The organism is Hymenobacter psychrophilus (genome assembly GCF_900107135.1).
Taxonomy (GTDB): Bacteria; Bacteroidota; Bacteroidia; order Cytophagales; family Hymenobacteraceae; genus Hymenobacter; species Hymenobacter psychrophilus.
The window spans coordinates 152,233-164,607 of sequence record NZ_FNOV01000010.1 but is presented as its reverse complement, the minus strand read 5'-3'; the positions used below and the strand labels follow the sequence as shown (position 1 = coordinate 164,607).

Below are 12,375 nucleotides of genomic sequence, written 5' to 3'. Positions count from 1 at the left end.
AAAAGCATTGATGACAAAAACCTATAAAATAGACTATTAATGGTATGCATTATGCTTATTTTTATAAAATAACGTTACCGGTAACGATACCGGTAACGTTTTCAGAAAACACTGCTTTATTGAAAAAACAAAATTAACCCCTCTGCATCTACATCTGCGTCCGGCATCCGATGGCAACTAGTCTGGACCTATTTATCCGCCAAATATCAGGTGCCCCGGCACACGACGCCAAAAAGCCCGAAACCAAGGTGGTTCCGGGCTTTTGGCGCCGTGCGTCAGATGCTTTCGGGCTATTGGTGCGTTACCTGCACATTATAAATGGCTACCTCGCCATAAGCCGAGCACAACTCGCCGGCAACTTTCTTATCATCCACGCAACTCGACTGCACATAGGCACCAGCCTTGAAATAAGCCCCCGAAAAGCTCTTGGCATAGGTGTACACCTTGGTGCCGTTGTAGTAGCAGTCGGTTTTGTCGTTGGCTACCACGAACTGCACGGTGAAGCGGGTGCCGAGGGCGTAGTTGCTGGTGAGCGTAGGGCCGTTTTTGCCGTTGAGGTTGATGAAAAGCTTTTTGTCTTCAAGCCGGAACACGATAATGTCGTCGTCGGCATCATGGATCTGGCCCACCACGATATGCTTTTTCACGTCGGGCAAATGCGTTACGGCCTGGTCGATAAGCAGCGTATGCGTACCGCTGCCCGACGACCAGCTGGCCTTATAGGAGTTGCTGGTGGCGGGGACGGTCATTTCGCGCAGCTCCGAGCGCGGATAGCCCGAGCCGTTGGTTGTCACGCCGTCGGCATTAGCCCGGAACAGCACGGCGTCGTTGGTGGCGTTGAGGCGGAAAAAGCTGGAGTTGGCGAACGTGTTCAGCTGGGGCTGAAAAACCTCGTCCGGCTTTTCGGGCGCACCAATGGGCAGCGTCAGCTTCCACTTGCTCAGGTCGAGTACCTGGCCCGGATAGCTGATGTCGGTAGCGGGCGGGGTAACAGGCGGGGTAGCGGGTACAGTTACGGGACCCGGATCGGGCATGGCGGCCGGGGTAGCACACGACGAAAGCAGCAGGAATGCCCCAACAGCCCGGGCCGCGAAGAAAGCAACGGAATGTTTCATGATTTACTGTGTTTTTAACGAAGAAGATGGAAATAGCATCAGGAAACAGCTGGCCAAAACCAGCCGGCCAGAAAGCGGGCAGCTGCGGGGCTAGGGCGTAACCGGCACGTTGGCCACCCCGGCCGCGGCCCCGGTTACGCGGTTGCTGGCGTGCACCTGGTTGCCCAGCGCCGAGCCGTTTTTGGTTTGGATGTTGAAGCCGTAGCCGGCCGCCTGCACCGCGCACTGGTTGTCGCGGAACACGTTGCCCTCGCCCCAGCCCGCCACCGCTACGTGGGTCTGGTAGCCGTCGAGCAGCACGGGGCCGCCGTTGGTGCCGGTGTTGGCGCTGATGAGGTTGTTGTTGCCCTTGACGTCGAGCCAGCTGTCGGCGTAGTTGGCGCCGTCGAGCCCTTGGCCGTTGAAGGCGTTGCCGCGGATGATGCCGCCGGTGGTGCCCTCCTTGATGTCGATGTTTTCGGCCTTCACGTTGTTGCCGAAAACGTTGTCGAGCACCTGGTTGAAGTCGCACTTGTCGGGCTCGCCTTCGGTGTAGGTGGCCCAGTTGCTTTTGGCCGACCCGATGTAGCAGCCTTCGCCGTAGCCGGGCTGCTCCAGGCCGGTGCCCTGAATGGTGGAGTTGCGCAGCACGTTATAGGAGCTGAAGCGGCGAAAGTGAATGCCCTCCTCCCCGATGTCGAGAATGCTCAGCTCAGCAAACACGTTGTGGCTGCTGAAGTCCACCATCACCCCTTTTTTGGAGTTGGCCACCGTAAAGCCGCGGAACTCCCAGTGCTCGTTGCCCAGCAGAAACAGGGCCGCGTTGCCGCTTTTGCGGTTGCCGGTTTGCAGCAACGCCTGGCGGCTGCCCTGCAGCACAATGGAGTTGCCGGCCGTGCCGCTCAGGCCGCGGGCAATGCTAAACTGGCCGGTGTAGGTGCCGTCGGCCAGCGTAATCACGTCGCCGGGCCGGGCCGCGCCCAGGGCGGCCTGCAACTGGGCGGCCGTGGCCACGGCCACCTGGCGCCCCGCGGGCGGCACCACCGCCCCCCCGGCCCCCACCGCCGGGCCGGGCGAGGGGCTGGTTTTGGCGCAGGCCAGCGGGAAGGTAAGCAGCGCCGCGGTAGCCGAGCCAAGCAACAAGGAAGTACGCATAGCCATAATCAGCGGGTAAAAGAACAATGGGCGGCGAAAGCCGCGCGAAGCCGCGGGGCCGCCTTGAAAGCCGAACATCCTGCCGAAGCAGTCGAGCCGGGCTACCGTTTCAACTGCCGCGGCAGGATGTTGCAGGCACACGACTTCCCGCTCACTGCTTCACGATGCGGGTCGTGCTGCGCTGGGTGGCGTCGGTGTATTCTACCTGGTAGATGCCGGCGGGCAGCTGCTGCACGGCCAGGGGCGTGCGGGCCGCGCCGGGCTGGGCGGCCGCCGTGGCCACGAGCTGGCCGGTAACCGAATACACGGCCACGTGGGCGCCCGCGGCGGCGGCCGAGTGCAGCACTTCCAGCGTGCCGGCCACCGGGTTGGGGTAGGCCGTGAGGGCCGTAGCCAGGCGGGCCTTGCCGGCCGACAGCACGGCGCCGCGGCCCTTGAAGGTAACGTCTTTCAGCAGCGCGTAGCGGCCGTTGTTGGAGTTGTTGATGGCGAAATACAGGCGCACGGTCAGCTTCTGGCCGGCCGCCAGCACCAGGCCCGTAGTGCCGTTGAATGCGTAGCGGAACACGCCGCTGTTGCCGTTGGCGCTCACGAACTGGGGCAGCACGGCGGGCGTGGTGGTCGTGGCCCCGGTGGCCGGAAACGAGCCGTCGGCGGTGGCCGGCAGCGGGCCGCCGGCAGAGGTGGGCAGCGTCACGGTGCCCGAGGTGTAGCCCGCGTAGGCCGGCCCGATGCCGGCGCTGAAGTTGGCCGAGTCGCTGACGAAGCCGCTGCGCGAATACTGCAGTGCCACCCGCCCGCTGGGCGAGCTGGCGCCCGCCGCCGTAAACAGCAGCGAATCGAGGCGGGTGGGGGCCGAAGCCGTGACGGTGAACTCCTCGTAGAAGCCGCGCTGGGGGTTGGTGCCGGGGCCGCCGGCCGAGCCAACCCAGCCGCCGCCTTCGGCCGTAGGTGCAAACGCCTGCCCGCGCGAAGCCGAGTAGGCCGGGGCCGTGGTGCCGCTGGCCGGCACCGTGCCGTTGGACACCACGTAGCGGCTGAACGTGGCCGGGGCCGCCGTGAGGCCCGCCGAGCGCAGCGCCACGCTGTCCTGGTTGTTGGTTTTAAGCGACCATTGGGCGTAGCCGGCGGTTTGGGCCACGGCGGGCGCCAGCGGCAGCAAACCGGCTACGGCGGCGGCCAGCGTCAGTTTGCCCAGGGAAGTCAGGCGGCGCGGGCCGGCAGCGGAAGCATCGAGTAATAGGTTTCGCATAGTTGTTGGGTAAAGGGTTGGGTGAAAAATGGCGTTTGGTACTTGTTGGTGGGGTACAGAACTTCCCAGGAGGAAACCGGGAGCCTGTAGCGCGAAGCGCCAGCTTCGCGCATTGTCGAACGACGTCGTTTGGCCGTCAGCAACGACCCGCGAAGCTGGCGCTTCGCGCTACAGCCATTCTGCGTAAGCCCGCCGTTTACAGGCCCTGGGCCTGCAGAAAGCCGATGATGGCCTCGCTCACGCGCTTGTTGTCTTCCTTGGAAAACTTGCCGTGCTCGCCGCCTTCAATGGTCAGCATCTCGGTGTTCACTTTGGCCGCTTTCAGGCTTTTGAACAGGGCCACCGACTGGGCGTAGGGCACCGTCGAGTCGGCGTCGCCGTGGATGATGAAGGTGGGCGGGCTGGTTTTCTTCACGTAGCTCATCGGCGAAACCGACTGCACGAACTCCGCGTCGCGGGCCTTGGGGCCCAGCCACTGGGTGGCCGTTTTGGTTTTCCACTGGGCCACGTCGGCAATGCCGTACTTGTCAATAATGGCCCGGATTTTCAGCGGCTCGGGGGCCTTGCACTGGGCGTCAAACTTGGGGTCGTTTTCGAGCAGCCCCGCCATCAGGGCCAGGTGGCCGCCCGAGGACGTGCCCAGCACCACAATCTTTTTGGGGTCGATGTTGAGCTGCTTGGCGTTGTTGACCAGGTAAATCAGGGCGCAGCGCACGTCCTCGATGGCGGCCGGGGCCGGGGCGTAGGGCGAGAGGCGGTACTCCACGTTGGCCACGCTCCAGCCCTGCTTGAAAAAGCTGCTGAAACCCGACTGCGACTCCTTGGTGCCCTTGTTCCAGCCCCCGCCGTGCAGGTTCACAATCACCGGCACGGGCTTGCGGCTGGCCTTGTTCAAATACAGATCCATGCGCCCGTCCCAGGGGCCAACTTTGGTGTACACCGCGTTCAGCTCGGTAGTAAAGCCGGGGGGCGTGGTCACCACCTTCACCGTCGAGTCGGTGGGGATGGGCGGCGGGGGCGGCGGGGTCTGCTGGGCACACACCGCGGTAGCCAGCCCCAGCAGGGTGCCGGTCAGGAAGAAGAATGATTTCATCTGGAAAGCGAAAAGAGTTGCCGTCTGCCGGCTACCAGCCGGGGTTCTGGGTCATGAGCTTGTTGAGGGCCAGCTCGTTGGCCGGGATGGGCCAGAGCAGGTCGCGCTCCGAGGCGTTCTGGTAGGGCACCAGCGACGAGTTGCGGCCGTTGTAGCCCAAGGCGTTATTGCTGCTCGACGGGGCCTGGGTGCTGATAATCGGAATCATGCCCTTGAGCGTGGGCAAAAAGATGTTCCAGCGAAGCAAGTCCAGCTTGCGCCAGCCCTCGAAGGCCAGCTCCCGGCCCCGCTCGTCCTTGATGCGGGTGAAGAACGCGCTCTGGCTCTGGCCGGTGGGCACATCCACGGTGGGGGCGGCGGTGCCGACGGGCAGGCCGTAGCCGCGGCGGCGCACCTGGTTGAGGGCGTCGAGGCCGGCGGCGGTGGGGCCGCCGTTTACCTGGCTGTCGGCCTCGGCAAACATGAGCAGCACATCGGCGTAGCGCAGCAGCGGCCAGTTAGTGGGGCTCAGGTTTTTGGCGTAGGGCTTGAAGGCCTCGCCTTCGCGCCGCCACTTATTGATGTAGCGGCCCCAGGTGTAGGTGCTGGCGTAGGGCGTGGCGCCGCGCGTAGCGTCGTAGTTGGGGTAGTAGTAGGTGGCAATGTTCCAGTCGCGGCGCAAGTCGCCGGTGCCGTAGAGGGCGTACTGCACGCCGGTGGCCACGTAGGTGCCCTGCATGAAGCCCAGCTCGGTGATGTCGTTGCGCACGCCCAGCGTGGAGGCGAAGCGCCCGCCCTCGTTGTAGATGCTGCCCACGCCGTTGCCGTTGAACTCCACTTCCCACATGCTCTCGCGCAACTCGTAGATATCGGCCGAGTGGTTTTTAAAGATCTGCGAGTAGTTGGGGTTGAGGCCGTGCTGGCCCGAATTGATGACTTTCAGGGCCCAGGTGCGGGCGGCGGCGTACTTGCTGGGGTCGTTGAGGCGGCCGGCGGCGTACAGGTTCACGCGGGCCAGCACGCCGGCGGCGGCCGTTTTCGAGATGCGCCCGCTGTGGCCCCACTCGGTGCCGTTCTTGAGCACGCCCTCGGCCTCGGTCATGTCGCGGATAACCTGGGCGTACACCTCGGCGGCGGGCGTGCGGGCAATGTCCACGTTGTTGGCGGCGGTGGTCGATTGCAGCTTCAGCGGCACATCGCCCCAGTAGCCCACCAGCACGAAGTGGTAGTAGCCGCGCAAAAACAGCGCCTCGGCCCGAATCTGGGCCTTTACCACGTCGGAGGTGTTGGCCTTATCCAGGTTTTCGAGCAGCACGTTGGCCCGGTTGATGGCCTCGTACAGGTTGCTCCAGCAGTTGACCAGATTGGCGTGGGCCGCGTCGTAGCCGTACTGGCTCACGGCGGGCGCCGTGTTGCTGCGGGCCAGCATCTCGTCGGTGGCCGCCGGGGCTTCCAGCGACAAAAAGCGCGAGTACGTCGATTCCTCGGTGCTGCCGGTGTAGGTAATTTCCTGGCCCAGCTTGCCGTACACGCCCATCAGGGCCGCCGTCAGCTGGCTTTCGTTGTTGTAGAAGCCCTGCGGGGCCACAAAGTCGTCGGGCGTGGTGGCCAGAAAATCCTGGCAGGAGCTCAGGCCGGCCAGCGCCAGCGAGAGGCCGAGGGCAGAAGTAATAAATGACTTTCTCATGAGAAGGCGGGTGGGAAGAGGGTTTTTAATCAGCTGTTAGCTAGTAGCTGCTAGCTGTTAGCTCTCGGGTGGTTTACATGCGGTAACCGTTGCCAGACGCACGGCCACTTAAGATATGGGGCGTCAAAAAGCTAACAGCCACCAGCTAATAGCTAACAGCTAAAACTACAGCGACACGTTCAGGCCCAGCGTGTAGGTGCGGGCGCGGGGGTAGGCCGAGAAATCGAAGCCCGGCGTGAGCGGCGAGCTGTAGATGGACACCTCCGGGTCGTTGCCCGAGTACTTGGTCCAGGTCAGCAGGTTCTGGGCCGAGGCGTAGAAGCGCAGCGTTTTCAGGTGGGCCTTGCTCGTCAGGGTGGCCGGTACGGTGTAGCCCAGGTTCACCGTTTTCAGGCGCAGGTACGAGCCGTCTTCGATGGTGCGCGTCGAGTACACCCGCGGGCCCTGGCCGCCGACGCGGAAGTTCTTGCTGTCCGGATTCTCGGGGCTCCAGCGGTCCACGTAGCTCTCGAACTGGTTGAGGCCGTTTTTCAGCGCCCCACCCTCGAACAGGATGCGGTTGGCATTGAGCAGGTCGCCGCCGTAGGAGAACTGCAGGAACACGTTCAGATCGAAGCCCTTGAAGCCGAAGTTGTTGCTGAAGCCGCCGATGAACTTGGGGTTGGGGTTGCCGATGATGGTGCGGTCACTGTTGTCGACCTGGCCGTCGCCGTTCAGATCCACGTAGCGGATGTCGCCGGGGCGGATGCTGGTGCGGGCGTTGCCGTTGTTGGGCACATCGGCCTTGAGCACGTAGTTGCCGTTCACCACGTCGAAATCAGCAATCTGGTAGTTGCCGGCCCACTGGAAGCCGTAGAAGCGGGCCACCGGCGCGCCGATTTCGGCCAGGTAGGCGGGCACGTTGCCGTAGCCCGAAGAGGACTGCCAGCGCACCGACGACTGGATAAACTCCTGGTTGCGGGTCAACTCCAGCACCTCGTTGCGGTTGAAGGCCAGGTTGAAGTTGCTCGACCAGTTGAACCGCGTGCTCTGCACGTTCACCGTGCCCAGCGTCAGCTCCAGGCCCTGGTTCTGCACCGCCCCAATGTTCTGGAAGGCCGAGGTGTAGCCGCTGGTAGGCGGCAGCAGCGAGTTGAGCAGCAGGTCGGTGGTTTTCTTGCGGTAGGCATCCACGGTCAGCGTCACGCGCTGCTCGAACAGGCCCAGGTCGAAGCCCAGATCAGCCTCCTGGGTGGTTTCCCAGCGCAGGTCGCGGTTACCGAGCGTGAGCGGCACCACCGCCCGGATGAACACCCCGCCCGGCGAGTACGACTCGCCCACGGGCAGGCCCAGCGAGGGCAAGTAGGCGAAGTCATCGACCCGGTTATTGCCGATGAAGCCGTAGCTCACCCGCAGCTTGGCGTCGGAAATAGCCTTGATGTTGCTCAGAAACGCCTCTTTGTTGAGCTGCCAGGCCAGCGCGGCCGACGGGAAGTAGCTCCACTTGTTACCGTCCGCAAACTTCGACGAGCCATCGGCCCGGAACGACACCGTGGCCAGGTAGCGGTCCTTGAAGGTGTAGTTGACGCGGCTCAAAGCCGAAGCCAGCGTGTTGGACGAGCGCACGGCCGTAATCGTAAACGGAATGCCCTCGTCGAGGCCACTGATGCCCAGCTGCTCGTTGGGAATGAGAATGGCGCCGTTGCCGTACTGCGAGTAGCGGCTGCGCTGCACCGTGAAGCCACCCAGCACGTTCAGGCGATGGTCGCGCCGGATCTGCTTGGTGTAGGTGAGCGTGTTTTCATTCACTAGGTTATTCTGCTCGGTGTACGTCACCGAGCCGTTCACGCCGTTCTGGCCGTTGGGGTTGTTGAGGTTGCCGGTGCGGGTTTGGGAGTTGTTGAACACGTCGTAGCGCAGCACCCGGCGGTCGACGCCCCCGGTTACGCGCAGCTTCAGCGACTTGGTGAACTTGTACTCGGCGTAGCCGTTGGCCGTAAGCTGGTTGGTGGTCCGGTCGCGCACCTCGTTGTTGACCGTGAACAGCGGGTTCCACTGGTAGTTGTTGGCCCCTACTACATCCTCGTCCTCGGCGTTATCGAGCAGCTGGCGCAGGTTGCCGTTGCCCACGATGGGCCGGTAGCCATACAGGCTGGTAAGCAGCGAGAAATCGGAGTTGGAGGAGCCCGAAACCGGCGTGCCGGTGGTGGCAATGTTGCTGTAGTTGGCGTTCAGGCCCACCCGCAGGTTCTGCTGCACGTCCTGGTCGAGCGTCACGCGGGCCTGGTAGCGCCGGAAACCCGAGTTGATGATGGTACCGTCCTGGTTGAGCACCGAGCCCGAAAGCGAGTAGCGCGTGCCCTTGCTGCCGCCGCGCACGGCCAGGTTGTGGCTCCACATGGGCGCCAGGCGCAGAATTTCCTTCTGCCAGTCGATGCCCTCCTCGTCGCGGTAGCTTTCCAGGGTGCGGCCGTTGGTCAGGTACAGGCGGCGGGCGGCCACCGAGTCGAAGTCGAACTGCAGCTTCACGAAGTCGTAGGGCTTCATGAGCTTGGCCCGCGACAGGCTTTCCTGCAAACCGAAGTAGGTGTCGTAAGTGATGGTAGGCGTGCCGTCGGAACCCCGCTTGGTGGTGATGAGCACCACGCCGTTGGCCCCGCGCGAGCCGTAAATGGCCGTCGACGAGGCGTCCTTCAGAATCTGAATCGACTCGATATCCGAGGGGTTGATGGCGTTGTTGTTGTAGTTCTCAATCGGGAAGCCATCCACCACGTACAGCGGCGAGTTGTCCTGGGTGATGGAGTTGCCGCCCCGGATAACGATGTTGGGCGCGGCGCCCGGCTGCCCGTCGGGCGAGGTCACCTGCACGCCGGCCACGCGCCCGGCCAGCGCATCGTCGAAGGATTTGACGGGAGCCTTGTTCAGATCGTCCATGTTCACCGAGCCCACCGAGCCGGTCAAATCGGCCCGCTTCACCTCGCCGTAGCCCACTACCACCACCTCTTCGAGGCTCTGGGGGTTGGCCTTGAGCGTGGCGTTGAGCAAAGCCGTGTTCTTGATGGCGCGCTCCAGCGGCATGTAGCCAATAAAGGAGAACACCAGCGTACCCTGCCCGTCGGGCACCTGCAGGCTGTAAAAGCCTTCGTTGTTGGTCGAGGTGCCGATAGTCGTGCCCTGCACCACCACGGTGGCGCCCACCAGCGTTTCGCCGGCCGCATCCACCACGGTGCCCGATACGGTGAGGCCTTGCTGGGCCTGAACTACCAGCGGGCCGCATACCAGTAGCAGCAGCAGCACGAGCGCCCGCACCGCAGAGGTGGCCACGGGCCAGCGCCGGGGCGGCGAAGAAAGTAAGCGTATCATCAAAGAGGGAATTTTTGAAAAGTGGGAAGAAAAGAGCGAGGATGGTAGGCGGCGCAAGTAGCCGCCAGTGCCCCGGCAGCGCGGGGGCGCTACGGCGGCAGCAAGCCGGTTGTATTCGTGGGTGATGCGGAAGCCAGGGTTTATGCGGATGGAAGCAAGCACCAACAGCCGGACTTTACCGGGGGAATTAGCGCGCCCCCGTAGCCCCGGCCGCCGGGGCCGCCAGACCATCGGGGCCCGGCCGGAACCAACGCGGCCCGGCCTGGGCGGCCGTTACGGGCCGGACCAGGGCCGGCACCGGCGCGCCCTTGGCGGCGGGCACCAGCAGCCCGTCGGCTGATTTCTGGCTGATCATATTGGCCGCCTGTAAACCAGCAATGGTGGGGCCGGCCCCGGCCGCCTGGTACCGATTGCCGACCAGCGTCAGCCCGCTGATATCGGCCGTAACCGCAAAGGGCGCGGGCAGCTTGGGACCGTAGAAAACGTTGTTTTGCAACTGCACGCCGGCCGGGGCCAGGGTGCGCTCCTTGTCCTTGCCGGCCGCCAGATCTACGAGGCGGCAATTGACGAACGTGTTGTTCTCGATGAGCACGTCGCGCACGGCGGCGTAGCGGTTGAGGGGCGAGTTGGGCACCCCGTACATAATAACCAGAGCCCCTTTGAAGCCACTGCCCCGCAAGTCGGCGAAGTAGTTGCCGCGCACCTGGTGCCCGGCGTTAATCACATGCACGCCCCCGGTCTGCTCCTGGCCGTTGCCCAGGAAGTAGTTGCCCTCGATGAGGTTGTTGTTGCCGTGGCGCAGCACCACCGCGCCCGCGCATTCCTCGAACACGTTGCGGCGCACCACATTCTGGCCCGACTTGATGGACACAATTTCGGCCTCGCCGTCGCAGTGGTAGAAGTAGTTTTCCTCCACCACCGTGCCCGAGTTCGTGAGCGAGGTTTCGGCCAGGCCGATGCGGATGGTTTCGCCCCCATTGGCCCCCAGCGGCGGCCGGGGCCCGAAGTAGTTGTGGTCGATGCGGTGCTGGTTGTCGCGGCTTTCGGCCGTGGGCAGCTCAATCACCATGGTTACGCCCCCGGTCGTTTTGCCGGCCACGTAGTTGTGGTCGAAGCGGTTTTGCTGGCCGTAAAAGTGGATCCACTTGTCGTCCTTGTCGCTGGCGGGGCGGTTATAGTCGGCAATTACGCACTCGGTTACCCGGCAATGGTTGGCCAGGCCCTTGGCACCGTCGCGAAACTCAATAACGCCTCCTTTGGGTGAGTAGCCCTCCCGGAAATCCAACCCCGACACCACCAAGTACTCCCCGCTCAGCCGCAGGCTCGACTGGCCGGTCAGCTGCACGGCGCCCGGCCGTTCGGCCCGCAGCACAATGGGCCGCTGGGCCGTGCCGCGACCCTGCAGCACGAGCGGCGCATCGCGCCAGGTACCGGCGGCCAGCACCAGCGTGTCGCCCGGCTGCAGCTTGGGCACGGCCGCCTGAAAGGCGGTTGGGTCGGCAACTTTGATGGTGGCGGCCTGCGCGCCGGCCAGACCGGTTGAGCTCAGCAGGGCAGTCAGGAATGAGCGCGTAAAGGGCCGCATGTTGAAGGCTGTAGACAGTTGATAAACAAGGGCTCTGGCGGATAATCGGCAGCGCGGCTCTTTTTCAAATGTAGACCTTTAAAAGACCAATAATCAAGCACTTTGGCCCTTCCCCGCGGGCGAACGATATTCCCGAAGCAAGCAAAAAGCGTTACCGGCAACGTTACCGGTAACGCTTGTGTGCAAAATTATGGCCTAGGTAGATATTGCATCAATCGGGCATTTTTCAGGAGGAAATCAACCCTGATTTTCTCCTTTTTTGCGATTTTTTCGCTCTCCGCATCGGGTGCCGGAGTCAGGACTCACTCACCCCTACCCCACCGCCACCCGTGGCGGCCACCAGCCCCGCATAAAAAGGCCGGCCCCCGGCAGCCACCGCCCGGCACCCGAAGCGGAGCAGAGCGGGGCCGCCGGGGGCCGGACTTGTATGCGGGGCGTTGGCTTAGAGCCCGGCCAGCTGCTGATCCAGGGCGGCAATCTGGGCCTCTGCGTCGGCCAGCTTCTGCCGCTCGCGCTCCACCAGCTCGGGCTTGGCGTTGGCCACGAACTTCTCGTTGCTCAGCTTCTTGCTCACCGAGTCGCGGAAGCCCTGGGCGTATTCCAGCTCCTTGGTCAGGCGCTCCTTCTCGGCCCCGAGGTCAATCTGGCCTTCGAGGGGCACAAAGAACTCGGCCCCGCCGGCCACGAAACCCACGGCGGCGGCCGGGGCGGCTTCTACCACCGAAATGTCGGTGAGGGCGGCCAGCTTGCGGATGATGCCGCCGTAGTCGGCCAGCAGGGTTTGCAGCGTGGCATCGGTGGTTTTGGCGGCCAGGGTCAGGGGCTTGTTGGGGCCCAGGCCCTTCTGGTTGCGGATGGTGCGCACGCCGCCCACCACTTCCAGGGCCTGAGCCATGCGGGCGAGCAGCGCGGGCGCGTCGGCCACGGGCTGGGGCTTGGGCCAGGCGGCCACGCAGGCATACTCCTTGGGTCCGCGCTCCTTGAGCTCGTGCCAGATTTCCTCCGTGATGAAGGGCATGAACGGGTGCAGCAGGCGCAGCAACGTTTCGAGGAGGCCGGTGGTGTGGCGCAGGGTTTCGGGGTCAGGGCCTTGTTGGACGATAACTCGGTGAACGGCATGCCAGAGCCCGTCGTGCCTCGCGCCTGCGCGGCCCGTCGGGCTGCACTTCGTTTAGCTCAGAAGCAGCA

The 12,375-nt window shown here is 63.8% G+C and carries 8 protein-coding genes; all 8 read right to left on the bottom strand.

Annotated elements, in window-relative coordinates; genetic code table 11:
- Positions 1-290 precede the first annotated feature (290 nt).
- The gene (locus BLW21_RS15770; protein WP_217633881.1) at positions 291-1,115 is read right to left on the bottom strand and encodes a polysaccharide lyase family 7 protein; all 825 of its coding nucleotides are present in this window, start codon (positions 1,113-1,115) and stop codon (positions 291-293) included.
- Between the two features lie 90 nt (positions 1,116-1,205).
- Positions 1,206-2,249 (bottom strand): right-handed parallel beta-helix repeat-containing protein, encoded by a 1,044-nt coding sequence (locus BLW21_RS15765; RefSeq protein ID WP_139255245.1) that lies wholly within the window; start codon positions 2,247-2,249, stop codon positions 1,206-1,208.
- 151 nt (positions 2,250-2,400) lie between these two features.
- Positions 2,401-3,501 carry a T9SS type A sorting domain-containing protein gene (locus BLW21_RS15760; protein WP_092741765.1) on the bottom strand — a complete coding sequence of 367 codons (1,101 nt, stop codon included), beginning with the start codon at positions 3,499-3,501 and terminating at the stop codon, positions 2,401-2,403.
- Positions 3,502-3,697: 196 nt separating this feature from the next.
- Positions 3,698-4,594, bottom strand: a complete 897-nt coding sequence (locus tag BLW21_RS15755; protein ID WP_092741763.1) for an alpha/beta hydrolase — start codon at positions 4,592-4,594, stop codon at positions 3,698-3,700.
- Between the two features lie 31 nt (positions 4,595-4,625).
- Positions 4,626-6,260 (bottom strand): RagB/SusD family nutrient uptake outer membrane protein, encoded by a 1,635-nt coding sequence (locus BLW21_RS15750; protein WP_092741761.1) that lies wholly within the window; start codon positions 6,258-6,260, stop codon positions 4,626-4,628.
- Positions 6,261-6,425: 165 nt separating this feature from the next.
- Entirely contained in the window at positions 6,426-9,602 is a 3,177-nt protein-coding gene (locus BLW21_RS15745; protein WP_217633880.1) for a SusC/RagA family TonB-linked outer membrane protein, read from the bottom strand.
- A 187-nt stretch (positions 9,603-9,789) separates the two neighbouring features.
- Positions 9,790-11,187, bottom strand: coding sequence for a polysaccharide lyase 6 family protein (locus tag BLW21_RS15740; RefSeq protein WP_092741759.1), 1,398 nt, complete (start codon positions 11,185-11,187; stop codon positions 9,790-9,792).
- 442 nt (positions 11,188-11,629) lie between these two features.
- Entirely contained in the window at positions 11,630-12,229 is a 600-nt protein-coding gene (locus BLW21_RS15735; RefSeq protein ID WP_262490451.1) for a class I tRNA ligase family protein, read from the bottom strand.
- Positions 12,230-12,375: the final 146 nt, after the last annotated feature.

Bases quoted from the DNA above. Each gene is read 5' to 3' on its own strand.
- BLW21_RS15740 (WP_092741759.1), bottom strand. From the start codon at position 11,187: ATGCGGCCCTTTACGCGCTCATTCCTGACTGCCCTGCTGAGCTCAACC.
- BLW21_RS15745 (WP_217633880.1), bottom strand. From the start codon at position 9,602: ATGATACGCTTACTTTCTTCGCCGCCCCGGCGCTGGCCCGTGGCCACC.
- BLW21_RS15770 (WP_217633881.1), bottom strand. From the start codon at position 1,115: ATGAAACATTCCGTTGCTTTCTTCGCGGCCCGGGCTGTTGGGGCATTC.
- BLW21_RS15760 (WP_092741765.1), bottom strand. From the start codon at position 3,501: ATGCGAAACCTATTACTCGATGCTTCCGCTGCCGGCCCGCGCCGCCTG.
- BLW21_RS15755 (WP_092741763.1), bottom strand. From the start codon at position 4,594: ATGAAATCATTCTTCTTCCTGACCGGCACCCTGCTGGGGCTGGCTACC.
- BLW21_RS15765 (WP_139255245.1), bottom strand. From the start codon at position 2,249: ATGCGTACTTCCTTGTTGCTTGGCTCGGCTACCGCGGCGCTGCTTACC.
- BLW21_RS15750 (WP_092741761.1), bottom strand. From the start codon at position 6,260: ATGAGAAAGTCATTTATTACTTCTGCCCTCGGCCTCTCGCTGGCGCTG.